This window comes from Enterobacter sp. AN-K1 (genome assembly GCF_020971765.1).
Lineage (GTDB): Bacteria > Pseudomonadota > Gammaproteobacteria > Enterobacterales > Enterobacteriaceae > Enterobacter > Enterobacter hormaechei_C.
This window is the reverse complement of sequence record NZ_CP087390.1, coordinates 863,631-888,266: the sequence shown is the minus strand read 5'-3', so window position 1 is coordinate 888,266 and position 24,636 is coordinate 863,631. Positions and strand designations below refer to the sequence as shown.

Below are 24,636 nucleotides of genomic sequence, written 5' to 3'. Positions count from 1 at the left end.
TTAATCGGATTGCTCAAGTGATTTAATGTAATCGTAAATCGCCAGCTGCGAGCGCACTTTACGGCGGTTGCCGCGCGGTACATAGCGATTACTGAGTTCTTTGTCGATATAACGTGCTTTCACCGTATCGCTGAACAGGATCTCGATAATGTCCAGGATACGCTGCTTCAGGCGAGGATCCAGCAGCGGTGCCGCCACTTCAATACGGTAATCAATGTTACGCGTCATCCAGTCGGCGGACGAGAGGTATACGCGCTTATCACCGGCGTTATCGAAAATATAGACGCGATCGTGTTCAAGATAGCGATCCACAATGCTGATCACGCGGATATTGTCGCTGATGCCTTCCAGTTCCGGAATGAGCGAGCACATGCCGCGAATGAGCAGATTTACCGGAACGCCGGAGCTGGAGGCCGCGTACAGGCGGTCCACCAGCCCTTTGTCCACCAGATTGTTGAGCTTCAGCGTGATGCCGGACGACAAGCCGTTCTGCGCATTGGCAATCTCTTTATCGATCATATCGTACAGCAGGCGCCGTGAGTTCTGCGGTGACACCAGCAGATAATCGAAGCTCACCGGGCGGTACGGGTTCTCAATGAAGTTGAACACCCGACGCACTTCGTTGGTGATGCGGGCATCGGCAGTCAGCAGCGAATAGTCGGTGTAGATTCTCGCGGTTTTCTCGTTAAAGTTCCCGGTACCGATATGGGCGTAGCGCACCACGTCGTCGCCCTCTTTACGGGAGATCAGGAACAGCTTGGCGTGAATTTTCAGCCCTGGCGCGGAGAAGATGACGTGTACGCCCGCTTCCGTCAGTCGGCGCGCCCAGTGGATGTTGGCCTCCTCGTCGAAGCGAGCCTGGAGCTCAACCACCACGGTCACTTTCTTGCCGTTGTGCGCCGCGTGGATCATCGCATCGATGATACGGGAATCTTTCGCCACGCGATAAATGTTGATTTTGATCGCCAGCACGTTCGGATCGAACGAGGCCTGACGCAGCAATTCCAGCACGTGTTCAAAGGTGTGATACGGATAGTAGAGCAGCACATCCCGTTCGCGGATGGCGTCGAACCCGTTGCGGAACTTATCGAACCAGATATGGCGCAGGCGCGGCAGCGGTTTGTTCACCAGATTGGCCTTGCCGACGTTCGGGAAGCCAATGAAATCTTTAAAGTTGTGGTAACGCCCACCGGGGATAATGGAGTCGTAGCGGGAGATGGTCAGCTTATCGCGCAGCATCTCCACCATCGCGTCCGGCATATCGCGTTGATAGACAAACCGCACCGGCTCCGCCGTCAGGCGCTGCTTGAGGCTGGAAGACATCAGCTCCATCAGGCTGGCCTCCATCTCATGCACCAGATCGTACTCGGCGTCACGGGTCATCTTCATCGAGTAGGCGTTGAGCGCGTCGTAATCGAAGAAGCCTTTGAAGATATCGTCCAGGCAGTAGCGCAGGATGTTATCCAGCAGGATCATCGGCTTACGTCGGCGCGGGGTTTCCGGCGGCAGGTTTACAAAGCGTGGGACTTTATCAGACGGTATTTCCAGCAGCGCGTAGTTAATGGTCTCACCCCGAATGATTTCTACCGCCAGATAGGTGTAATCATCTTTCAGGAACTGCACCAGATCGGTTTCACGGTTGATCAGAATCGGGGTGATATGCTGGCGCAGATAATGTTTGAAATAGTGGCGCAGCCAGTTTTGCTGATTCGCGGAGAGCTGGCGTTCGTTGATCAGGAAGATTTGGTTGCGTGCCATTTCCAGCAGCAGCTCGTTATAGAGGCCATCAAATTCCTGATCGGCTTTCATGACGCGAGACTGGATTTTTCCAAGCAGATGCCGGGAGTGGGAGTTCAAGCCCTGTTCTTCGCTGATGATGATTCGGCGTTTCAGTTCGGCGAAGCGAACCTTGTAGAACTCATCCAGATTGTTGGAATAGATGCCTAAAAAACGCATACGTTCAATCAGCGGGTTGCTTTTATCGGCCGCTTCCTGAAGTACACGTTCGTTGAATGCTAACCAGCTTAGCTCTTTCTCAATGTATAACTTTTCCTGACCCATTACAGCTCACACTCCAGTTCAATCACAGGACGTGGTAAATCCGTCTCGTCCTTATTATGGCGAGCATTTCCACGATATGTCCAACAGTGCCAGAAAAGTATGACAGTTATTTTTTTGTTGGGGAATTTAGAGGGTTGGGGGAGGGGGGGGCGGGTGGCGCTGCGCTTACCACGACCTACGGGACCGTAGGCCCGTGCAAGCGAAGCGCCGCCGGGCAATTCAAACAGACTACTCTTCAGCCGCATAACCCTGCGGGGGCAACTTCACGCCGTCCAGCCAGGCTGCGCCGTTGCGCATCTCCAGACGTCCATCGACAAACCAGCTTACCACCAGCGGATAAATGGCGTGTTCCTGCGTCTGCACACGTTCGGTCACGTCGTCTTCGTTGTCGCCGTCAAAGACCGGTACTTTTGCCTGCAAAATGACCGGACCGCCGTCCAGCTCGTCGGTGACGAAATGCACGGAGGTACCATGCTCCTCATCGCCGTTCTCCAGCACCTGACGATGGGTGTGCAGACCGGGGTATTTTGGCAGCAGGGAAGGGTGGATATTGAGCAGTCGTCCGGCGTAGTGTGCAACAAAAGCCGGGCTCAGGATGCGCATGTAGCCTGCCAGCACCACCACGTCAGGTGCGTAGGCGTCAATCTCCTGCACCAGCTCACGGTCAAAGGCTTCACGCCCGGCGAACTGGCTGGCTTCCAGCGCGTGCGCAGGAATGTTCGCTTCCCGCGCGCGCTCAAGGCCGAATGCATCGGCCTTGTTGCTGAATACTGCCCGAATGGTGCCATTGATTTTCTTCTGTTTGCAGGCGTCTATGATTGCCTGCAAATTGCTTCCGTTGCCGGAAATGAGCACCACGATGTTTTTCATTCAATGACCACACGCTGTTCGGAATCGGAAGCTTTAATCGTACCGATTTTCCACGCGTTTTCACCTTTTTCTGTCAGCAGTTTAACCGCTTTATCCGCTTCGCTGGCGGGCAGGGCGATAACCATGCCCACGCCGCAGTTAAAGGTGCGGTACATTTCGTGAGAGCTCACGTTGCCTGCGGTTTGCAGCCAGTTGAAGACAGACGGCCACTGCCATGAGGATGCGTCGATCACCGCCTGGGTATTGTCCGGCAGCACGCGCGGAATGTTTTCCCAGAAGCCGCCGCCGGTGAGGTGAGCGATGGCGTGCACGTCAACGTTCTCAATCAGCTCCAGCACGTTTTTCACGTAGATGCGGGTCGGGGCCAGCAGGTGATCGGCCAGCGGTTTGCCGTCCAGCTCGGTGGTCAGCGGGTCGCAACCGCTCACTTCGAGGATTTTACGCACCAGAGAGTAGCCGTTGGAGTGCGGACCGCTGGAAGCCAGCGCAACCAGCACATCGCCGTCAGCCACTTTGCTGCCGTCGATAATTTCTGATTTTTCTACCACGCCGACGCAGAAGCCTGCGACGTCATAATCTTCCCCGTGATACATGCCAGGCATTTCCGCGGTTTCACCGCCGACCAGCGCACAGCCGGATTGCAGGCAGCCTTCGGCGATACCGTTAATGACGCTGGCTGCGGTATCCACGTCCAGCTTGCCGGTCGCGTAGTAATCGAGGAAGAACAGCGGCTCGGCGCCCTGTACCACCAGGTCGTTGACGCACATCGCCACCAGATCGATACCAATCGTATCGTGACGCTTAAGATCCATCGCCAGGCGCAGTTTTGTACCGACACCATCCGTACCCGAGACCAGCACAGGTTCACGATATTTTTGCGGCAGCGCGCACAGTGCGCCGAATCCACCCAGGCCACCCATCACTTCCGGGCGGCGGGTTTTTTTCACCACACCTTTGATTCGGTCAACCAGCGCATTACCTGCGTCAATATCAACACCGGCATCTTTGTAGCTGAGAGAAGTTTTGTTGGTCACGGCTTAAATCCCCACGCGATTGCATAGCTAGTAAGAAAAATCGGCGCAATTCTAACAGTCCAGGCAAACGTTTGCGAGCCTATTCTCGGCGCGAGGATCTTTTTTTCTGTGCGGGCTGTCCAGGGCAACAAACTTGACTCTGTTCACGAAAATGAAACCGGTTTCGGCGATCTGCTTGCAACGGCTATCCCCTTTGCACATCATCAAACTGAAACCGGTTTCTGTAACTGTTTTTGCAGAAAATTACGCAGAATGAGGGATAGCGAATGTCAGGATTTAAAGCAGGTTTTCTGTGGGGTGGGGCCGTTGCGGCGCACCAGCTCGAAGGCGGCTGGAAAGAGGGCGGCAAGGGCGTGAGCGTTGCCGATGTCATGACGGCAGGCGCCCACGGGGTACCGCGTGAAATCACCAACGGCGTGCTGGAGGGGAAAAATTACCCAAACCACGAAGCCATCGACTTCTATCACCGCTATAAAGAAGACATCAAACTCTTTGCCGAGATGGGGTTCAAATGCTTCCGCACCTCCATCGCCTGGACGCGTATCTTCCCGAAAGGCGACGAGCTGGAGCCGAACGAAGCGGGACTCAAATTCTATGACGATCTTTTTGACGAGTGCCTGAAGCACGGCATCGAGCCGGTGATCACGCTTTCCCACTTCGAGATGCCTTTCCACCTGGTGACGGAATACGGCGGCTGGCGCAACCGTAAGCTGATCGACTTCTTTGTTCGCTTCGCGAAGGTCGTTTTTGAGCGCTACCAGCATAAAGTGAAGTACTGGATGACCTTTAACGAGATCAACAACCAGGCCAACTTCCACGAAGACTTTGCGCCGTTTACCAACTCCGGGCTGAAATATGCGCCGGGAGAAGATCGCGAGCCGGTGATGTTCCAGGCGGCGCACTATGAGCTGGTGGCCAGTGCCCTGGCGGTGAAGGCGGGGCGCGAGATCAACCCGTCGCTGCAAATCGGCTGCATGATTGCCATGTGCCCCATCTATCCGCTGACCTGTGCCCCGGACGATATGATGATGGCGATGAACGCCATGCATCGTCGCTACTGGTTCACCGACGTTCACGTGCGCGGCAAGTATCCGCAGCATCTGCTCAACTACTTTGAACGTCGCGGCTTCGCGCTGGATATCACCGAAGAAGATAAAGTGGCGCTGACGCAGGGCTGCGTGGATTACATCGGGTTCAGCTACTACATGTCTTTCGCCACCAAAGCGACGGCGGACAACCCGCAGCTGGACTACGACGAGAGCAAGAGCCTGGTCTCTAACCCGTACGTGCAGAAATCGGACTGGGGCTGGCAGATTGACCCGGTGGGGCTTCGCTACTCCCTCAACTGGTTCTGGGATCACTACCAGCTGCCGCTGTTTATCGTTGAGAACGGCTTTGGCGCGATCGACGTGCAGGAGAGCGACGGCACGGTGAACGACCAGTACCGCATCGACTACCTTTCCGCGCATATCCGCGAGATGAAAAAAGCGGTGGTGGAGGATGGCGTAGACCTGATGGGCTATACCCCGTGGGGCTGTATCGACCTGGTCTCTGCCGGCACCGGCGAGATGAAAAAACGCTACGGCTTTATCTTTGTCGATAAAGATAACGAAGGTAACGGCACGCTGAACCGCAGCAAGAAGAAATCGTTCGACTGGTATAAGCAGGTGATTGCCAGCAACGGCGATAACCTGTAATTGTCGGGTGGCGCTAACGCTTACCCGACCTACACTACACGTAGGCCCGCGTAAGCGCAGCGCCACCGGGCAGAACCCGCACCCAAGCCGGAGCTTCGCCTCCGGTTTTTTTGTCTCTAAATCACTTTGATTGATATACGTCAAGCAAGATGGGTATGGCCTAATCCGAAAAAAGCGGTATAATCCCGCGATTTTTTTGCGGATGCCACCTCAGAGGAGAAAGAGAATGAAGATTGTGGAAGTGAAACACCCACTCGTTAAACACAAGTTGGGCCTGATGCGTGAGCATGACATCAGCACGAAGCGTTTTCGCGAACTGGCTTCTGAAGTGGGTAGCCTGCTGACCTACGAAGCGACCTCTGATCTGGAAACGGAAAAAGTGACCATCGAAGGCTGGAACGGTCCGGTACAGGTTGAGCAGATCAAAGGTAAAAAAATTACCGTGGTGCCAATCCTGCGTGCGGGTCTGGGCATGATGGAAGGCGTGCTGGAGCACGTCCCAAGCGCGCGTATCAGCGTGGTGGGTATCTACCGTAACGAAGAGACGCTTGAGCCGGTCCCGTACTTCCAGAAGCTGGTCTCTAACATCGACGAGCGTATGGCGCTGGTGGTTGACCCGATGCTGGCGACCGGCGGTTCGATGATCGCCACCATCGACCTGCTGAAAAAAGCGGGATGCAGCAGCATCAAAGTGCTGGTGCTGGTTGCGGCGCCGGAAGGTATCGCGGCGCTGGAAAAAGCGCACCCGGACGTTGAACTCTATACCGCGTCTGTCGACCAGGGACTGAACGAGCACGGGTACATCATCCCGGGGCTCGGCGATGCCGGCGATAAGATTTTTGGTACTAAATAATCGAATAACGATAAAGAAGCCGACTTTGATAGTCGGCTTTTTTTTGAATAAAAACCAACAATGACACTCAGAGGAAAACACTATGACGCGCCGTGCTATCGGGGTGAGTGAAAGACCGCCGCTTTTACAGACAATCCCGCTTAGTTTGCAGCACCTGTTCGCCATGTTTGGCGCAACCGTGCTGGTGCCAATCCTGTTTCACATTAACCCGGCTACCGTGCTGCTGTTTAACGGCATCGGTACGCTACTTTACCTCTTCATCTGTAAAGGCAAAATCCCGGCCTATCTCGGGTCGAGCTTCGCGTTTATCTCCCCGGTTCTGCTGTTGCTGCCGCTGGGTTATGAGGTCGCGCTGGGCGGCTTTATCATGTGCGGCGTGCTGTTCTGCCTGGTCTCCTTCATCGTGAAGAAAGCCGGTACCGGCTGGCTGGACGTGATGTTCCCGCCTGCGGCAATGGGGGCCATCGTTGCCGTCATCGGCCTGGAGCTGGCGGGCGTGGCGGCGAACATGGCCGGGCTGCTGCCTGCGGACGGTCAGTCACCGGATTCCAAAACCATCATTATTTCGCTGGTGACGCTGGGCGTGACGGTTTTCGGTTCCGTCCTCTTCCGCGGCTTTATGGCGATTATCCCGATCCTGATCGGCGTGCTGGCGGGTTACGCGCTCTCCTTCGTGATGGGCGTTGTGGATACCACCCCGATTGCCGAGGCGCACTGGTTCGCGCTGCCAACCTTCTACACCCCGCGCTTTGAATGGTTCGCCATTTTCACTATTCTGCCTGCCGCGCTGGTGGTGATTGCTGAACACGTCGGCCACCTGGTGGTGACGGCGAACATCGTGAAGCGCGACCTGATCCGCGACCCGGGCCTGCATCGCTCCATGTTTGCCAACGGTTTCTCCACCATCATCTCTGGTTTCTTCGGCTCCACGCCAAACACGACTTACGGTGAGAATATCGGCGTAATGGCGATCACCCGCGTCTACAGCACCTGGGTTATCGGCGGCGCGGCGATCATCGCCATTCTGCTCTCCTGCGTTGGTAAACTGGCGGCGGCGATCCAGATTATCCCGGTTCCGGTGATGGGCGGCGTTTCCCTGCTGCTGTACGGGGTGATCGGTGCCTCCGGTATTCGCGTGCTGATTGAATCCAAAGTGGATTACAGCAAGGCGCAGAACCTGATCCTCACTTCCGTTATCCTGATTATCGGCGTGAGCGGCGCGAAGGTGCACATCGGCGCGGCAGAGCTGAAGGGTATGGCGCTGGCGACCATCGTCGGCGTCGGCCTGAGCCTGATTTTCAAGCTGATCTCGGTGATCCGCCCGGAAGAGGTGGTGCTGGACGCGGACGAAAGCGAAAAAGCGCCACATTGATCGTCATGCCGGGCGAAGGATCGCCCGGTTCTCTCCTTGCAGGTTCCGTGTTAAACTCCATTCCGATTTTATGTAAGATCTCTGGTTGAGGTATTTCTGAACGGACCGGCACAGCTCTCTCTGCCACTTTATCTCCCTGACGACGAAACTTTCGCGAGTTTCTGGCCGGGTGATAACCCCTCTTTACTGGCTGCACTGCAAAACGTGCTGCGCCAGGAACACAGCGGATACATCTATATCTGGTCACGCGAAGGCGCGGGACGCAGCCACCTGCTGCATGCCGCCTGTGCGGAGCTTTCGGCGCGCGGTGACGCGGTAGGCTATGTGCCGCTGGATAAACGCACCTGGTTTGTGCCTGAGGTGCTGGAGGGCATGGAACATCTCTCCCTGGTCTGCATCGATAATATCGAATGCGTGGCGGGGGACGAACCGTGGGAAATGGCGATCTTTAACCTCTACAACCGCATCCTGGAGTCGGGCAAAACCCGGCTGCTGATCACTGGCGATCGTCCGCCGCGTCAGCTCAATCTGGGGCTGCCGGATCTGGCGTCTCGTCTGGACTGGGGACAAATCTACAAGCTGCAACCGCTGTCGGATGAAGACAAACTCCAGGCACTTCAGCTGCGCGCCAGACTGCGCGGATTTGAACTGCCGGAAGACGTGGGTCGTTTCCTGCTCAAGCGTCTGGATCGCGAAATGCGCACGCTGTTTGATACGCTCGATCAGCTCGATCGCGCCTCCATTACCGCCCAGCGCAAGCTGACCATTCCGTTTGTAAAAGATATTCTTAAGCTTTGAGTTTTTTGCCCGGTGGCGCTGCGCTTACCGGGCCTACGAAAACCCGTCATACCTTGTAGGCCGGGTAAGGCGCAGCCGCCACCCGGCTAAAGATCCCCCAACAAGTGCTCCACCAGCAGCGGAATCGGTCTTCCCGATGCCACGCTTCTGCCGTTCTCACGCCACAGCGCCGTCCCGCTGATATCCAGATGCGCCCACGGAATGGTCGGCGGGCAGAAGTGATGCAGCAGCCACGCCGCCGAGGCGCTGATCGCCGCATTGTTGGTCGGCGTGTTGCATAGATCGGCAATGGCGCTGTCGGTCTGCTTTCTCAGCCGCGCATCCAGCGGCAGGGACCACACCTCGTCGCCGCTTCGTTTGCCCGCGAGCGTCAGTGCCTGACGCAACGGCTCATCCTGGGTCATCAGCCCGCTCAGCTCATACCCCAGCGCTTTCACCACCGCTCCGGTTAAGGTCGCCATATCAATGATATAGTGCGCCTGCGGATGGCGCTGACTCGCCCAGGCGATAGCGTCTGCCAGTACCAGCCGGCCCTCGGCATCGGTATTGTTGATTTCAACGGTGGTGCCGTTGCAGGCCGTCGCCACCGTGCCGGGCTGCATGGCGTCGGGGCCGATGGCGTTTTCCGCCAGCGCCAGCACGCCCATGATGCGCACGGGTAATTTCAGCTCCGCAACGGTCAGCATCAGCCCGAGCACGTTAGCCGCGCCGCACATGTCATATTTCATGGTGTACATGCCCGCGCCTTCCTTCAGCCACAGGCCGCCGGTGTCAAAGGTAATGCCTTTTCCCACGTAGCAGCGCACCGGGCCATCAGACACGCCGTTATAGTGAATAGCCAGCAGGCGCGGTGGGCAGGTCGCCCCTTTGCCGACGGCGTGCAGCAACCCAAGCCCTTGCTCAACGATTTGCGTTGCATCCAACACCTCGCAGCGCAGGGCAGGGCTGGCGGCACACAGTTTTTGCGCCTCATCCACCACAAACTGCGGCGTGCAGCGGTCGGACGGCATATCCGCCAGACGTCGCGCCGCAACCATGCCGAGCGCAATGGCCTGCTGCTGGCGGAAGGTCGTCTCCAGCTTCGCCTGCTGTTCCGGCAGGCAGAGGGCAGTGATGCAGGTAAGACGCAGCGCTACGTCCGTCTTCTTCAGCTTCAGGTCACTGAGCCTGTGCGCCTGATTAAAGAGAAAACGCAGTACCTGCGCCAGCACCACATCGTCAATATCCGTCACGTCCAGCACGAGTTCGGCGCTGGCGGGGGCGGCAAGCAGCGGTCGCAGTGCGGTGAGCAACCCTTCGGTCAGGGCGTCATGCCAGAGCGCATCCGGAAACAGGGTGATGCGGGCAAACGGCGCGCAGCCAAAGCGCGCGTCCGCGACGGTGCTCTGCTGGCGCATTTCAGCGACAAGAGCGCTTTCCGGTATCAGGGAACTGTCAGCGCGCGCAATCAAATGGCTTTGCGGCTTCGCGTCTGAAAGCGCGTTGATAAACTGGTATGTGATCATCATGACTCCTCAATCGGTGCGCGGATCCGCGCGGCATAGGCCTGCATCCACTCCTCATCTACCGCGTGATAGTGCGTTTTCTCCCGCAGGCGTTCAGTACGGAAAACGGTGAGGGGCTGGCGAGCCGTCGCCACCACAAACGAGAAGGTTTTGATGTTGGTTGCGGCGCCAAATTCTCCTTTGCTGTTCATGCACACCACGGAGAGATCGCCCGCGCGACCGAAGCGCGACATCAGCTTGTCTTCCAGTTCGAACACCACCGAATCCGCCGCCTGCTGCGGCGTCATCCCTTGCGCCATCCGGCGAACGATTTCGTAGCTGGTACAGCCCTTCATCAGATCTTCACCGACGCCCGTGGCGGTGGCCGCGCCGGTTTCGCTGTCGCAGTAAAAGCCGGAGCCGATGATGGGTGAGTCACCGAGGCGACCGCGTTTTTTCATAAACAGGCCGCTGGTGGAGGTGGCGACGCTCATCGAGCCCTGTTTATCGAGGCCGATGATGCCGACGGTGTCATGTCCGTCGTAGGGGCTTAACCCCTTGTCCAGCGTTTCGCGGCAGCGCTTACGGTAGTGTTGCATGGCGCGATCCGTGAGCATGGTTTTGTCGGCAAAGCCCTGGCTCAGCGCCCATTCGCGCGCGCCCTGGCCGACCAGCAGGCTGTTATAGCGCTGGCGGCTGAGTGCGTGCGCCACGCGCACCGGGTTGGCGATATCCACCAGATTGCCCACGGCGCCGAACGCCAGCGTGTCGCCGTCCATATAGGCCGCGTCCAGCTCCACCTCGCCGTTCTCGGTCGGCAGCCCGCCGTAGCCGACGGATTTATAAAACGGAAAGTCCTCCACGGCGGCGACGGCATCGACTACCGCCGCAGCGACCGGTTTCCCGGCCGCCAGGGCAGACGCAGATTCCGTTACCCCTTCAAGCGCCATTCGCCAGGTTGCGATAATTCCCCACATGCTTTACTCCTGTTTTGCAAGGGTGGTGTCGGTTTGCGTAGCGGTAGTCAGCTCCGCGGCGCGGTACTGTTTATCCACGATACGCATGAAAGGCAGGTACAGCATGGCGCCAATCAGCAGGTTGATCAGCTGCATCACGCTGCCGCTCAGGTGCCCGGTGACGATAAAGCCGCTGATAACCGGCGGCAGCGTCCAGGGGATAAACACCCCGGTGGTGACGGCGACCGCACCAATTTTCATCGCCGCATACTGCACGGTGACCAGCACCAGCGGCACCAGATTGAACGGGATGAGCATGATCGGGTTCATGATCACCGGCAGGCCAAACAGGATCGGTTCGTTGATGTTAAACACCGACGCGCCCGCACCGAGGCGCGCTACTTCGCGCATGTTTTTGCTGCGGGCGAAAATCAGCATCGCAATCACCAGCGACAGCGTGGCGCCCGCGCCGCCCATCCAGATCATGTCAAAAAACTGTTCGGTGATGATGTGCGGCGGCGTCGTTCCCGCCTGGATCGCGGCGATGTTGTCGGTCTGGTTCTCCATCCACAGCGGGCGAATAATCCCGTTGATCATCGAACCGGAGTTAATGCCCACTGACCACAGAATGGTGATGCTGAATACGGTCATCAGCGCCCCGAAATAAGAGGTGCCGTAGTGGCGCACCGGGGTGGCAACCACTTCATAAATAAACTGGTGGATGGTGTGATAGTGGGTGTTTTCAAAGATGATGCGGATAAGCAGCACCAGAATCATCACCAGCAGGGCCGGGATCAGGGCCGCGAACGACTCCTGCACCGCCGGAGGCACGCCGTCCGGCATTTTGATGACCAGCTTTTTGCGCTTCAGCCAGCAGAACAGTTCCGTCCACAGCAGGGAACCGATCATCGCCACGAACAGCCCTTTGCTGCCAATCCACTCCACCGGCATCACGGTAATGCCGCCGTTTTCCGCCACTTTGATAAAGGGCGTCAGGATCAGAAACGCGACCAGCGCCAGGATGCCGCAGGAGATGCGGTCCTCGCCATAATGCTCAGCCAGGCGGTAGGCCACCAGGAAGCTGATAAACAGCGACATGGTTGAGAACACCGCGTTAAACGGGATCTCTATAATTGCACTCCAGCTCTCACCAAAGGCCTGAGACATAAACTGCTGATAGGCCTGATTCGGGAAGGAGGAGATCACCAGCAGAATGGAGCCGACGATGATAAACGGCATGAATGAAACGTAGGCGCCGCGAATGGCCCCAAGATGACGCTGCTGGGCCGTTTTCGCCGCCAGCGGCATCAGTTTTGCTTCAAGAAATCCCAGAACATTGTTCATTGTGAACTCCGTACAAGATTGAGAGGTGTTGTTTATGTTATGTCTGTGGATTATCAGTGAAGCGCGGCGAGCGAAAGGTGAAATCGGTCACAAAGCATTCGCTGCTCTGATATAAATCTCATAAGATTAGTTCCGGAGAGACGCGATGGAAATCAAACTGCATGCCAACGCCACCACCACGCCGCGTATCCGTCGTTATCTTCAGCAGTCAGATAAAAGCGACAGGGAACTTGCCGTTGAGCTGGGGATCTCGGTCACCACCGTCAGGCGCTGGCGCAACCGCGACCAGGTTTCGGATAACCACACCACGCCAAAAGTGATACACAAAGCGCTGAGACAAGAACAGGCGACACTGATAAATGCCCTGCAGGATATCACCGGGGCACCGCTGGACGATCTGCTGCTGCTGGTGAATGACGGACTCGGGATCGCCGTTTCCCGCGCGACCCTGAACCGCTACCTCAAACCAGCTTCGGTAAAACAAAAGGGGGCGTCGTTGCAGGGCAAAAAGGCGCTGAAGGCCGGTATCATGCCGCAGAAGCTGTTTCTGCATCATCAGCCGCTGTCGCTGCATATGGACGACGGTGGCGAGCAACACCTGCTCTGGGCGCGTGAACCCGTCAGCGGCTGGTGTTACGCCCGGCTTTATGCTGGCGTATCGCCGCAGTTGCTGACCCGCTGGACGAACGAGGTGCTGGCTGCCTGTCCGGCTGATATTCAATCTGTTGAGACTTTTGGGCTAGAAGTGAACTTGCCGGAGCATAACGTCACCGTAAAAGTGCATTCACAGTATTATCTCGCTCTTCAGGTCACCGTGCCGTTACGCGAAATCATTCCGCGGGTGAACAGTGAACCGATGGGAGAGCTGTTGATCCAACTGTGTGAGTTTTACAACCGGGGAAAAGCGCAGAAAAAGCTGGGAGAGCGTACGCCGCAGGCGTTTCTGGAAGCGCTGCGGCGTAACGATTAGACGATCTCGAGCACGTCTTCCGGCGGACGGCCGATACGCGCCTTGCCATTTGCCACTACAATCGGGCGCTCAATCAGCTTTGGATTGTCGACCATCGCCTGAATCAGCCGATCTTCAGTGAGACTGGTATCGTTCAGATTGAGCGACTTATACAGATCTTCTTTCTGACGCATCAGGTCGCGTGCGCTGCCCATGTTCAGCATCTTCAGCAGCTGGCGGATAGTCTGCGCGTCCGGCGGCGTCTCCAGGTACAGCACCACTTCCGGTTCGATGCCGTTAGACTTCAGCAGGCTGAGGGTGTCTCGGCTCTTGGAGCAGCGAGGGTTATGGTAAATTTTTACCGCGTCTGTCATGACTTCTCCTTTATTACATCTTCTCGTACGGCTTAAAGCGTTGTTGCAGGCCGCGCAGCTGGTCGATTCGCGCATCGTAGCGGGCCTGTTGCAGGCTGCCAAGCTTCACCTGCGAGCTGGCGCTGCTCAGCAGGGAAATGGCCTGATCGAGACGACCCGCCAGCGCCAGACCTTCCGCACGCGCGGCCAGCTCCTGATCGCGGTTACCCAGTTGCCCCTGGGCCTGGGCGAGCAGCTCCCAGCCGTTCTGGTCATCTTTATTGTTAAAGGTGTAGCGGTTCAGAATGGTCACCGCCTCGCCGGGCTGGCCGCCCTGTAGGTAGGCGTTCGCCAGGTTAAGCTGCAATACTGGATTGTTACGAAGATCTTTCGCCCCTTTCAGGCGATTAATCGCATCGGTCGCTTTTTTCTGCCCCAGATCGATATCGGTGGCGAGGTCGAGATACCACGGATTGTCAGGCGCCGCCGCCAGCAGCGGCTGTAGCGCTTTTCGCGCTTCATCGTATTTGCTGGCCTCCATCGCCTGGAGCGCCTGACCATACTGCGCCGCGTTTTTCTCGCGCACGTTGCCTTTCGCCAGCGCGTCCAGCAGATCGCTGGTGAGCTGATTACGTCCGGAGTTGTACATGCCAAGCGTTCTCACTTTGGCCATGTAGAAATCCTGCGAAGACTGCACCACGACCGGACGCATCTGGTTGGCACGGTTACGCGCATCCGAGAGGCGGCTTTCCGGCAGCGGGTGGGTCAACAGAATTTCAGGCGGGCGCGACGAGTAGCGTGCCTGGTCGAGCAGCTTTTCCAGGAAGCTCGGCATGGCCTGCGGGTCAAAGCCGGAACGCTGTAAAACCTGAATGCCGATGCGGTCTGCTTCCTGCTCGTTCTGCTGGGTAAAGCTGATCATCCCCTGACGCGTCCCCGCCAGCGTCCCGGTGAGCGCCGCCATCCCGGCCTGCGGGCTGGCCATCGCCAGCAGAATAGAGCCCAGCGCGCCCACCCAGGTTAGCGGGGCGTTACGCTTCTGATCTTCCATCGCACGCGCCAGATGGCGCTGGGTGACGTGCGAAATTTCGTGCGCCATGACGGACGCCAGCTGGCTTTCGTTATCGGAATAACGGAACAACGCCGAATGCAGCACCACGTTCCCGCCAAAGAAGGCGAAGGCGTTGATTTCGTCGTTATTGATTAAATAGAAGTGGAAGGGCGTTTTTACCGAGTCGGCGTGCGCCACCAGACGCATTCCCAGACCGTTAATGTATTGCACCAGCAATGGGTCGTTAATCAGCGGAGCACTGCCGCGCAGCTGGCGTACGTAATAATCACCCATCTGCATCTCCTGCCCGATGGAGAGCGTGCTTCCTGCCGTGGTGCCCATGTCCGGCAATGAATCGGACGAGTCAGCGAAAGCGGGCAACACCTGACCCACCGTCACGGCGGCAATCAGTGTCGCAACCAGTGTTTTTCTCAACTGCCTGAACATAACCACTGTCCTGTATGTTGGATGTGCTAATTTGACCGATGAACCCGCATAACGTTCATCTCCGCTGCTCTGCGAGTGTAGCCGTGTTAAGAGATGAAGAAAATCCCATTCATCAGGGTTTTGCGAAACCTGACAGTGAAACAAAAAGGAAAGTCTTTTTTGTGACAGTTAGATACAATTCACCGTCTCACTCCCGCCATTCGATTCAGGGAAGGGTTGTATGCTCGAAATGTTAATGCAGTGGTATCGGCGTCGGTTTAGCGACCCGGAAGCCATTGCTTTGCTGGTCATTCTGGTTGCCGGATTCGGTATCCTGTTCTTCTTTAGTGGCCTGCTGGCGCCGCTACTGGTAGCGATTGTGCTGGCGTATCTGCTGGAGTGGCCCACCGCGCGTCTGGAACATATCGGCTGTTCCCGGCGCTGGGCGACCAGCATTGTTCTGGTGCTGTTTGTCGGCATTCTGCTGCTGATGTCCTTCGTGGTGATGCCCATCGCCTGGCAACAGGGGATCTACCTGATCCGCGATATGCCCGGCATGCTGAATAAACTGTCTGATTTTGCCGCCACGCTGCCGCGCCGCTATCCTGCGCTGATGGACGCCGGGATCATCGATGCGATGGCCGAAAACATGCGCGCCCGCATCATGACCATGGGTGACTCGGTGGTGAAATACTCTCTGGCCTCGCTGGTAGGCCTGCTGACGCTGGCGGTTTACCTTGTTCTCGTGCCGCTAATGGTGTTCTTCCTGGTCAAAGATAAAGAGCAGATGCTGAACGCGGTACGCCGCGTGCTGCCGCGCAATCGCGGTCTCGCCGGTCAGGTCTGGCAGGAGATGAACCAGCAGATCACCAACTACATTCGCGGCAAAGTGCTGGAGATGATTGTGGTGGGCGTGGCGACCTGGATTGGCTTCGTGATCTTCGGACTGAACTACTCGCTGCTGCTGGCGGTGCTGGTCGGATTCTCGGTTCTGATCCCGTATATCGGCGCGTTTGTGGTGACCATTCCGGTAGTCGGTGTGGCGCTGTTCCAGTTTGGTCTGGGTACGGAGTTCTGGAGCTGTTTCGCCGTATACCTGATTATTCAGGGACTGGACGGGAACCTGCTGGTACCGGTGCTGTTCTCAGAAGCAGTTAACCTGCATCCGCTGGTGATTATCCTGTCAGTGGTGATTTTCGGCGGGCTGTGGGGATTCTGGGGGGTATTCTTCGCCATTCCGCTGGCGACGCTGATTAAAGCCGTGGTCCACGCGTGGCCGGATGTGCCAGCGGTGGAAGAGAAGTAGATTTAGTGCGGGCTGATGCCCTCACCCCACCCTCTCCTGCGGGGAGAGGGGGCAAACACTAAAAACGGTAGCGCATGCTACCGTTTTGCATTTACCTTGTAGGCCGGGTAAGCGCAGCGCCACCCGGCACTAAAATGATCACGCGTTCTCTTTCAGCCACTTCAACACCACGTCGTGGTGGTTGCTGGTTTTGAAATCATCAAACACGTGCTCAACTTTACCGTCAGCGTCAATCAGGAAACTGATGCGGTGAATACCGTCGTACGTTTTGCCCATAAAGGACTTCTCACCCCAGACGCCAAACTGCTCGCAAACCTGGTGGTCTTCATCGGAAAGCAGCGTGAAGTTCAGCAGCTCTTTTTCCGCAAAGCGTGACAGCTTCTCTGGCTTATCGGTGCTGATGCCCAGCACTTCCACACCGACCTTCTTCAACTCATCCATGTTGTCGCGTAGACCGCAGGCCTGTACGGTACAGCCCGGGGTCATGGCTTTCGGGTAGAAATAGACCAGAACACGCTGTCCCTGGAAGTCGGTCAAATTTACTTGCTCGCCGTCTTGATCCGGTAAGCTAAATTTCGGTGCGATATCACCGGCTTTCAGTGGGTTCATTACTCAACTCCATCCTGTTCGTGCTGCGAATAATCGACGACGCTTATACTGCCTTGCGCATGTAATTCTGTACAGAGGGCTTTGAACGCTTGCTCGATATTTGACGCATCCTGCGAGGCAGGGCTGTGTGCGGTAATTTGAATAAACAGCGTCGGGATTGCGTTTTCATCGCCCGGCTGCGTGCGGGAAACCAGTTCGGCAATGTTCATCTGATGGCTGTCAAACAGCGCCGTGAAACGTTCAATCAGATGAGGTGAATCAGGCACTTCAACCTGTACCCAGACCGTGGCAGGCAGAGCCGGACGCGGGCGCGCGGTGGTGCGCTTCATCACAATCAGTAAATCCAGCTCTGCGCCTTTCAGCGGCAGGGTAGATTCAATGAGGGTAATGGCATTCCATGTTCCGGAAAGCAGCATGATGAACGTGAACTCTTCGCCAAGCATAGCCAGCCGGCTATCTTCGATGTTGCAGCCGCAGCTGCTCACGTGGCGAGTGATGGTATTCACGATACCCGGCCTGTCAGCACCCAGCGCAGTGATAACCAGGTAATGTTGTGATGAGGTTGTCAAACCTGTTCTTCCTTTGCGTGGTTAAGTCTTCCTAAGGAAAGCATAAAAAAAACATGCATACAACCGCCTGAGAACCTCAGGTCGCTTGCTTTTATTACAGTTCCAAACGTAACATTGAGGCTCTTGTTCGCACAGAGGATGGCTCATGTTCACGGGAAGTATTGTCGCGCTTGTTACACCGATGGATGAAAAAGGTAATGTCTGCCGGTCAAGCATGAAGAAGCTCATTGATTACCATGTCGCCAATGGAACCTCGGCGATCGTTTCGGTAGGGACTACCGGTGAATCCGCTACGCTGAGCCACGAAGAGCACGGCGACGTTGTGATGCTGACCCTGGAACTGGCGGACGGGCGTATTCCGGTCATCGCGGGGACGGGCGCAAACGCAACGGCAGAAGCGATTAGCCTGACTCAGCGTTTTAACGACAGCGGCATTGTCGGCTGCCTGACGGTGACCCCTTATTACAACCGTCCTACTCAGGAAGGTTTGTTCCAGCATTTCAAAGCCATCGCTGAACATACTGACTTGCCACAAATTCTGTATAATGTGCCGTCCCGTACCGGTTGCGATATGCTGCCGGAAACCGTTGGCCGTCTCTCGAAAGTAAAAAATATTATCGGGATTAAAGAGGCGACAGGGAACTTAAGCCGCGTTCATCAGATCAAAGAGCTGGTTTCAGACGACTTTATCCTGTTGAGCGGTGATGATGCGACAGCGCTGGACTTTATGCAGCTCGGTGGTAATGGCGTGATTTCCGTTACGGCGAACGTGGCGGCGCGTGATATGGCTGACATGTGCAAACTGGCCGCAGCCGGTCACTTTGATGAAGCTCGCGTGATTAATCAGCGTCTGATGCCGTTGCACAATAAATTATTTGTCGAACCCAATCCGATCCCAGTGAAATGGGCATGTAAGGAGTTGGGGCTTGTAGCAACCGACACGCTGCGTCTGCCAATGACACCGATTACCGACCACGGTCGTGAAATTGTCGCTGGCGCGCTGAAGCATGCCGGTTTGCTGTAAAGTTTAGGGAGATTTGATGGCTTATTCAGTACAGAAGTCGCGCCTGGCGAAGGTTGCGGGTGTTTCGCTTGTTATGCTCCTCGCTGCCTGTAGTTCAGACTCGCGCTACAAGCGCCAGGTGAGCGGTGATGAATCCTATCTGGATGCGCCGCCGCTTGCTGAACTTCACGCGCCTGCCGGCATGATCCTGCCGATCCAGAACGGTGATTATAATATTCCGGTTACCAACGGCAGTGGCCTGGTGGGTAAAGCGCTTGATATTCGTCCGCCGGCTCAGCCTCTGGCGCTGGTGAGTGGCGCGCGCACGCAGTTTACCGGTGATACGGCCTCTCTGCTGGTGGAAAGCGCACGCGGTGCCACGCTGTGGCCGCAGGTTGTGAGCGTTATTCAGTCGAAAAACTATACGATTGATAAACGCGACGACGCCAGCCAGACCTTAACCACCGACTGGATTGAGTGGAACCGTCTCGATGAAGACCAGCAGTATCGTGGTCGTTATCAAGTCTCCGTTAAGCCGCAGGGTTATCAGCAGGCGGTTACCGTTAAGCTGTTGAATCTTGAGCAGGCAGGTAAACCGGTTGCCGATCCGGCCGCCATGCAGCGCTACAGCACTGAAATGCTGAACGTGATTGCCGCTGGTCTGGATAAGAACGCTACCGATGCCGCAAACGCCGCGCAGAACCGTAACGGTTCAACGTTTGATGTGCAGAGCGGTGCAGACGATACCGGCCTGCCAATGCTGGTGGTGCGTGCGCCGTTTAACCAGACCTGGCAGCGCCTGCCAGCAACGCTTGAAAAAGTGGGCATGAAGGTGACCGACAGCACCCGTTCAACGGGCAGCATCACAGCGACCTATAAGCCGCTGTCTGATAGCGCCTGGCAGGAGCTGGGGGCAAGCGATCCACAGCTGCCTTCCGGTGACTACAAAATCCAGGTTGGCGACCTCGATAACCGCAGCAGCCTGCAATTTATCGATCCGAAAGGACACACGCTGACCCAGGCGCAGAACGATGCGCTGGTCGCTGCCTTCCAGGCCGCATTCAGCAAATAATAGTGAGGGCTGGTTAATCCAGCCCTTTTTATTTTCGTGCTACGCAAACGTGTGCGTGGCATAATATGGCCAGTTTTGAATACAAATCATCACACCAGGAGTAATGAAGATGCAGAAGCAAGCTGAGTTGTATCGTGGCAAAGCGAAAACCGTATACAGCACGGAAAACCCGGATCTGTTGGTGCTCGAATTCCGCAATGATACGTCAGCAGGAGACGGCGCACGCATTGAGCAGTTCGATCGTAAGGGCATGGTGAACAACAAGTTCAACCACTTCATTATGACCAAACTGGCCGAAGCCGGTATCCCGACTCAGATGGAAGCGTTGCTGTCCGATACGGAATGTCTGGTAAAAAAACTGGATATGGTGCCGGTTGAGTGCGTGATCCGTAACCGTGCCGCAGGCTCCCTGGTGAAGCGTCTGGGCATTGAAGAGGGTATCGAACTGAATCCACCGCTGTTCGATCTGTTCCTGAAAAACGACGCCATGCACGACCCGATGGTCAACGAATCCTACTGCGAAACCTTCGGTTGGGTAAGCAAAGAGAACCTGGCGCGCATGCAGGAACTGACCTACAAAGCCAATGACGTGCTGAAAAAGCTGTTTGATGACGCGGGCCTGATCCTGGTCGACTTCAAGCTGGAGTTCGGTCTGTACAAGGGCGAAGTGGTGCTGGGCGACGAATTCTCGCCGGACGGCAGCCGCCTGTGGGACAAAGAGACGCTGGATAAAATGGACAAAGACCGTTTCCGCCAGAGTCTGGGTGGCGTGGTCGAAGCGTACGAAGCGGTTGCTCACCGTTTAGGCGTTAAGCTCGACTAAACTGCGCATTTGCCAAAGGATGTTGGCATCCTTTGGCGTCTTATCCTTGTTTACTATGGTAATCCTTTCATTAACCGCCTACGATCATATCTATTATAAATGGAATAGTTCGAGGTGTTTATGCGCTGGCAAGGGCGTCGTGAAAGTGACAACGTAGAAGACAGACGCAGCAGTGGTGGCGGTGGTCCGTCTATGGGCGGGCCAGGTTTCCGGTTACCCAGCGGCAAGGGCGGCATTATTCTGCTGGTCGTCGTGCTGGTGGCGGGCTACTACGGCGTCGACCTGACCGGTTTGATGACCGGTGAAACCGGGCAACAGCAGCAGTATTCTCAGCGCTCCATCAGCCCGAATGAAGATGAAGCGGCAAAATTTACTTCCGTTATTCTCGCGACGACCGAAGATACCTGGGGTCAGCAGTTCGAGAAAATGGGGCGGACTTATCAGCCGCCAAAACTGGTGATGTACCGGGGCGCAACCCGCACCGGCTGCGGCACCGGGCAGTCCGTTATGGGGCCGTTCTACTGCCCGGCGGACAGCACCGTCTATATCGATCTCTCCTTCTATGACGACATGAAAAGCAAGCTGGGCGCCGACGGCGATTTTGCCCAGGGCTACGTGATCGCGCATGAAGTTGGCCACCACGTGCAGAAGCTCCTCGGCATTGAGCCTAAAGTGCGTCAGATGCAGCAGAATGCTTCTCAGGCGGAGGTGAATCGTCTGTCCGTACGCATGGAGCTTCAGGCCGACTGCTTCGCTGGCGTCTGGGGACACAGCATGCAGCAGCAGGGCGTGCTGGAAACAGGCGATCTGGAAGAGGCCCTGAATGCCGCACAGGCGATTGGTGACGATCGCTTGCAGCAGCAGAGCCAGGGGCGCGTTGTGCCGGACAGCTTTACCCATGGCACCTCAGAGCAGCGCTACAGCTGGTTTAAGCGTGGCTTCGACAGCGGCAACCCGTCGCAGTGTAATACCTTCGGCAAAGCTATGTGATGTTGGGGTTTGAACAGCTGGTCAACCAGCTTCAGCGTACCGGGCACCGCCGGCTGGTGGTGCTCAGCGGCGATGAAGCGTGGACGTTGAGCCAGGCGACCATCCTTCGCGATACGTTACCAGGAGACTGGCTGTGGCTGGAGGAAAACCCCTCTAAGGCCATCAGCGGCCTGCTGGGACGTGAATACCTTCACGCCGTTTTTGACGCGCGTCGCGGGTTTGACGTCTCGGCCTTCGCCGCCCTCAGCGGGACCCTGCGCGCCGGAAGCCTTCTGATGCTGCTGGTGCCGCCGTTCTCCGTCTGGGCTAACAGGCCCGACGCGGATTCTCTACGCTGGAGCGACAGCGCCGAGCCGATCGCCACCCCGCACTTTGTTCACCACTTTTGCCGGACGCTTGACGCCGATTCAGATGCCATCGTCTGGCATCAACATCGTCCTCTGTGCCTTCCCGTTGCGCCAGTTTTACCCGCCTGGCAGCCCGCCAGCGGTGAACCGCAGCGCGAGCAAGCTGAGATCCTCGACGCTCTTCTGACCATGCCTGCGGGCGTGGCCGCCGTGACGGCACCGCGCGGACGCGGAAAGTCCGCCCTGGCGGGCATGTTGCTCAACGGCATTCAGGGGAGTGCAGTAGTGACGGCACCGGCAAAAGGGGCGACGGATGTCATCGCGCGTTTCGCCGGGGAACATTTTCACTTTATGGCCCCGGATGCGCTGCTGGCCTCCACAACAGAAGCTGACTGGCTGATTGTCGATGAGGCGGCCGCCATCCCCGGCCCGCTGCTGGAGAAGCTGGCGTCGCGCTTTCCCCGCGTGTTGCTGACCACCACGGTGCAGGGTTATGAAGGCACGGGCAGGGGATTCCTGCTGAAGTTCTGCGCCCGGTTTAGCGGGCTGCGGCGTTATACCTTATCCACGCCAGTTCGCTGGGCTGCCGGATGTCCCCTTGAGCGGATAGTGGCGAACGCGCTGCTGTTCGACGATGCGCTTATCGATCGCAAACCGGAAGGAGAGGTACGTTTAACGTCGCTGGAGCCCGGGATATGGGAGAGCGATCCGGCGCGCGGGGCAGGCGTGTATGAGCTGCTGTGTGCCGCGCACTACCGGACGTCACCCCTCGATTTACGCCGGATGATGGACGCCCCCGGCCAGCACTTTGCTGTTGCTCAGGCGGGCGCGGAGATCGCGGGCGCGCTCTGGCTGGTGGAGGAGGGGGGATTACCCTCCGAACTTAGCCGCGCAGTCTGGGCGGGCTTTCGTCGGCCGCGTGGAAATCTGGTGGCGCAGTCGCTGGCAGCGCACGGCGGCTCGCCGCTCGCGGCGACGCTGAAAGGCCGACGCGTCAGTCGCATTGCGGTGCATCCCCATCGCCAGCGGGAAGGCATCGGCCAGCGGCTGATCCGCAGTGCCAGCGGAGAAGATTATCTCTCGGTCAGCTTTGGCTATACCGACGAGCTGTGGCGTTTCTGGCGGCAGTGCGGGTTTGTGCTGGTGCGAATGGGCAGCTACCGGGAAGCCAGCAGCGGGTGCTATACGGCGATGGCGTTGCTGCCGCTGAGCGAGGCGGGGCATCAGCTCTGCGAACAGGCGCATCAGCGGTTATGTCGTGATATGCGCGTCCTGTCGGCCTGGAATGGCGAAAAGATCCCGGTGACGGATGCATGGGAAGCTACCCTTAATAGTGACGACTGGCTTGAGCTGGCGGGGTTTGCCTTTGCTCACCGGGCGTTTTCAACTTCGGTTGCGGCGCTGACGCGGTTGTTGTTAGCCGTGGACATGCCACTTCCGGCACTGCGGGGGAAAATGGAAGGGAATATGCACGATTTCGGGCGCAAAGCGTTGCTGGCGAAGCTACGCGAGGAAACCGCTCACGCGCTTGAAAGGCTTGATTACTCCCGTAGCCAGCAGCTGAAAGCCGACATTTTGCAATGGCAATTTTTTCAATGAGTTCTTCAGTAAAGTGGCATGGTCATTACCCCGCAGAGGCGTAAAATCCTGCTTATCAATTAAGGAGATCGCCATGAAACATGACCATTTTGTTGTGCAAAGCCCGGATACACCTGCTAAACAGCTCCTGCTTCTGTTTCATGGCGTGGGCGACAATGCCGTCAATATGGGACAAATTGGCAGCTGGTTTGCACCCGTTTTCCCACACGCGCTGATCGTCAGCATTGGCGGCGTGGAGCCGTGCGGTCCGGACGGGCGGCAGTGGTTTTCCGTCGAGGGCGTGACGGAGGAGAATCGTCAGGCGCGTATTGATGCCGCTATGCCAGCCTTTATCGATACCGTGCGTTACTGGCAGCAGCAGAGCGGCGTAGGCGCCGACGCAACGGCGCTGATTGGCTTCTCTCAGGGCTCAATCATGTCGCTGGAAAGCGTAAAAGCGCAGCCCGGACTGGTGTCCCGCGTGATTGCCTTTAACGGGCGTTTTGCGACGTTACCGCAAAGCGCGACCACGCAGACCACGATCCATCTCATTCATGGGGGGGAAGACCGGGTAATTGAGCTTTCGCATGCGGTGGCTGCCCAGGAGACGCTGATGCGCGAGGGCGGAGATGTGACGCTGGATATCGTAGACGATCTGGGGCATGCCATTGACGATCGCAGCATGCAGTTCGCGCTCGATCATCTGCGTTATACCGTACCGAAGCACTACTTTGATGAAGCGCTCAGCGGCGGTAAGCCGAATGACGATGATATTGTAGAGTTTATTTAAACATTTCCCCTCACCCTAACCCTCTCCCCAAAGGGAGAGGGAACAAAACAACCCTCGCCCCTCTGGGGAGAGGGGCCGGGGGTGAGGGGTGTGCACAATTACTTCTTCTGGTCCTTCTTCGGCCAGTCGTCTTCATCGTCCCACTTGTCGTTAAAATCACGGTGCGGCGGAAGATCCGGTTTGTTGGCAAGGAACTTTTTATGGTCAACGCGCTTGAGATCTTTAATCACGTTAAGTAGCACGCCTACCAGAAATACCAACACCAGAATCCACCAGTACTTTGAAAGCCAGTCCATTCGCT

General features: G+C 57.0%; 23 protein-coding genes. 12 read left to right on the top strand and 11 right to left on the bottom strand.

What is annotated here, in order from left to right; all coding sequences use genetic code 11:
• From ppk1 to purM, 3 genes are all read right to left on the bottom strand, one after another.
• Positions 1–2,061, bottom strand: a complete 2,061-nt coding sequence (gene ppk1, locus LOC22_RS04210) for a polyphosphate kinase 1 (RefSeq protein WP_017692942.1) — start codon at positions 2,059–2,061, stop codon at positions 1–3.
• Between the two features lie 228 nt (positions 2,062–2,289).
• The gene (gene purN, locus LOC22_RS04205; RefSeq protein WP_006811493.1) at positions 2,290–2,931 is read right to left on the bottom strand and encodes a phosphoribosylglycinamide formyltransferase; all 642 of its coding nucleotides are present in this window, start codon (positions 2,929–2,931) and stop codon (positions 2,290–2,292) included.
• Positions 2,928–3,965, bottom strand: a complete 1,038-nt coding sequence (gene purM, locus LOC22_RS04200) for a phosphoribosylformylglycinamidine cyclo-ligase (RefSeq protein WP_017383509.1) — start codon at positions 3,963–3,965, stop codon at positions 2,928–2,930. Before purM ends, purN begins: the two co-directional genes overlap by 4 nt.
• Before the next feature lie 266 nt (positions 3,966–4,231).
• Here purM and LOC22_RS04195 point away from each other — a divergent pair, with 266 nt between their 5' ends.
• The 4 genes from LOC22_RS04195 (at position 4,232) to LOC22_RS04180 (ending at position 8,685) form a co-directional block, all read left to right on the top strand.
• On the top strand, positions 4,232–5,662 hold the full coding sequence (locus LOC22_RS04195; RefSeq protein WP_015572190.1) for a 6-phospho-beta-glucosidase: 1,431 nt from the start codon (positions 4,232–4,234) through the stop codon (positions 5,660–5,662).
• Between the two features lie 226 nt (positions 5,663–5,888).
• The gene (gene upp / locus LOC22_RS04190) at positions 5,889–6,515 is read left to right on the top strand and encodes a uracil phosphoribosyltransferase (protein ID WP_003860560.1); all 627 of its coding nucleotides are present in this window, start codon (positions 5,889–5,891) and stop codon (positions 6,513–6,515) included.
• Between the two features lie 82 nt (positions 6,516–6,597).
• Positions 6,598–7,887, top strand: coding sequence for a uracil permease (uraA, locus tag LOC22_RS04185; protein WP_017692944.1), 1,290 nt, complete (start codon positions 6,598–6,600; stop codon positions 7,885–7,887).
• A gap of 96 nt (positions 7,888–7,983) precedes the next feature.
• Positions 7,984–8,685, top strand: a complete 702-nt coding sequence (locus LOC22_RS04180; protein WP_211482948.1) for a DnaA inactivator Hda — start codon at positions 7,984–7,986, stop codon at positions 8,683–8,685.
• 86 nt (positions 8,686–8,771) lie between these two features.
• Here the strand turns inward: LOC22_RS04180 and LOC22_RS04175 are convergent, their stop codons facing one another.
• Genes LOC22_RS04175 through celB form a run of 3 tightly spaced genes read right to left on the bottom strand, consistent with a single transcriptional unit; the run spans position 8,772 to position 12,469 of the window.
• The gene (locus tag LOC22_RS04175; protein WP_230239541.1) at positions 8,772–10,190 is read right to left on the bottom strand and encodes a leucyl aminopeptidase family protein; all 1,419 of its coding nucleotides are present in this window, start codon (positions 10,188–10,190) and stop codon (positions 8,772–8,774) included.
• Positions 10,190–11,146, bottom strand: a complete 957-nt coding sequence (locus LOC22_RS04170; RefSeq protein WP_015572193.1) for a N(4)-(beta-N-acetylglucosaminyl)-L-asparaginase — start codon at positions 11,144–11,146, stop codon at positions 10,190–10,192. Before LOC22_RS04170 ends, LOC22_RS04175 begins: the two co-directional genes overlap by 1 nt.
• A gap of 3 nt (positions 11,147–11,149) precedes the next feature.
• Positions 11,150–12,469 carry a PTS cellobiose transporter subunit IIC gene (gene celB, locus LOC22_RS04165; protein ID WP_015572194.1) on the bottom strand — a complete coding sequence of 440 codons (1,320 nt, stop codon included), beginning with the start codon at positions 12,467–12,469 and terminating at the stop codon, positions 11,150–11,152.
• Between the two features lie 145 nt (positions 12,470–12,614).
• Between celB and LOC22_RS04160 the strand changes: the two genes are divergently transcribed.
• Positions 12,615–13,439, top strand: a complete 825-nt coding sequence (locus LOC22_RS04160; RefSeq protein WP_230239385.1) for an XRE family transcriptional regulator — start codon at positions 12,615–12,617, stop codon at positions 13,437–13,439.
• On the opposite strand, the gene arsC is transcribed toward LOC22_RS04160, so the two are convergent.
• Positions 13,436–13,792, bottom strand: a complete 357-nt coding sequence (arsC, locus tag LOC22_RS04155) for an arsenate reductase (glutaredoxin) (RefSeq protein ID WP_017383503.1) — start codon at positions 13,790–13,792, stop codon at positions 13,436–13,438. The genes LOC22_RS04160 and arsC overlap by 4 nt on opposite strands.
• Positions 13,793–13,805: 13 nt before the next feature.
• Positions 13,806–15,269 carry a beta-barrel assembly-enhancing protease gene (gene bepA / locus LOC22_RS04150; protein WP_015572197.1) on the bottom strand — a complete coding sequence of 488 codons (1,464 nt, stop codon included), beginning with the start codon at positions 15,267–15,269 and terminating at the stop codon, positions 13,806–13,808.
• Between the two features lie 220 nt (positions 15,270–15,489).
• On the opposite strand from bepA, the gene LOC22_RS04145 reads away from it, so the two are divergent.
• The gene (locus LOC22_RS04145) at positions 15,490–16,554 is read left to right on the top strand and encodes an AI-2E family transporter (protein WP_003860546.1); all 1,065 of its coding nucleotides are present in this window, start codon (positions 15,490–15,492) and stop codon (positions 16,552–16,554) included.
• Positions 16,555–16,692: 138 nt separating this feature from the next.
• On the opposite strand, the gene bcp is transcribed toward LOC22_RS04145, so the two are convergent.
• Together bcp and LOC22_RS04135 are read right to left on the bottom strand one after the other, a co-directional pair.
• Positions 16,693–17,163 carry a thioredoxin-dependent thiol peroxidase gene (bcp, locus tag LOC22_RS04140; RefSeq protein ID WP_015572198.1) on the bottom strand — a complete coding sequence of 157 codons (471 nt, stop codon included), beginning with the start codon at positions 17,161–17,163 and terminating at the stop codon, positions 16,693–16,695.
• Positions 17,163–17,732, bottom strand: coding sequence for a glycine cleavage system transcriptional repressor (locus LOC22_RS04135; RefSeq protein WP_000213743.1), 570 nt, complete (start codon positions 17,730–17,732; stop codon positions 17,163–17,165). The genes bcp and LOC22_RS04135 overlap by 1 nt, the downstream gene beginning before the upstream one ends.
• A gap of 145 nt (positions 17,733–17,877) precedes the next feature.
• Between LOC22_RS04135 and dapA the strand changes: the two genes are divergently transcribed.
• The 6 genes from dapA to ypfH all read left to right on the top strand — a co-directional run bounded on the left by dapA (position 17,878) and on the right by ypfH (position 24,335).
• Positions 17,878–18,756, top strand: coding sequence for a 4-hydroxy-tetrahydrodipicolinate synthase (gene dapA, locus LOC22_RS04130; protein WP_003860542.1), 879 nt, complete (start codon positions 17,878–17,880; stop codon positions 18,754–18,756).
• A 16-nt stretch (positions 18,757–18,772) separates the two neighbouring features.
• Positions 18,773–19,807, top strand: a complete 1,035-nt coding sequence (gene bamC, locus LOC22_RS04125; RefSeq protein ID WP_017383500.1) for an outer membrane protein assembly factor BamC — start codon at positions 18,773–18,775, stop codon at positions 19,805–19,807.
• A 109-nt stretch (positions 19,808–19,916) separates the two neighbouring features.
• Positions 19,917–20,630 (top strand): phosphoribosylaminoimidazolesuccinocarboxamide synthase, encoded by a 714-nt coding sequence (purC, locus tag LOC22_RS04120; RefSeq protein ID WP_001171626.1) that lies wholly within the window; start codon positions 19,917–19,919, stop codon positions 20,628–20,630.
• A 120-nt stretch (positions 20,631–20,750) separates the two neighbouring features.
• Entirely contained in the window at positions 20,751–21,620 is an 870-nt protein-coding gene (locus LOC22_RS04115) for a neutral zinc metallopeptidase (RefSeq protein ID WP_001303362.1), read from the top strand.
• Complete coding sequence (locus LOC22_RS04110; protein WP_230239384.1) at positions 21,620–23,566, top strand: tRNA(Met) cytidine acetyltransferase TmcA; 1,947 nt, start codon at positions 21,620–21,622, stop codon at positions 23,564–23,566. Before LOC22_RS04115 ends, LOC22_RS04110 begins: the two co-directional genes overlap by 1 nt.
• A gap of 73 nt (positions 23,567–23,639) precedes the next feature.
• The gene (ypfH, locus tag LOC22_RS04105; RefSeq protein ID WP_048973711.1) at positions 23,640–24,335 is read left to right on the top strand and encodes an esterase; all 696 of its coding nucleotides are present in this window, start codon (positions 23,640–23,642) and stop codon (positions 24,333–24,335) included.
• A 98-nt stretch (positions 24,336–24,433) separates the two neighbouring features.
• Here the strand turns inward: ypfH and LOC22_RS04100 are convergent, their stop codons facing one another.
• Positions 24,434–24,631, bottom strand: coding sequence for a YpfN family protein (locus tag LOC22_RS04100; protein ID WP_000383991.1), 198 nt, complete (start codon positions 24,629–24,631; stop codon positions 24,434–24,436).
• Positions 24,632–24,636: the final 5 nt, after the last annotated feature.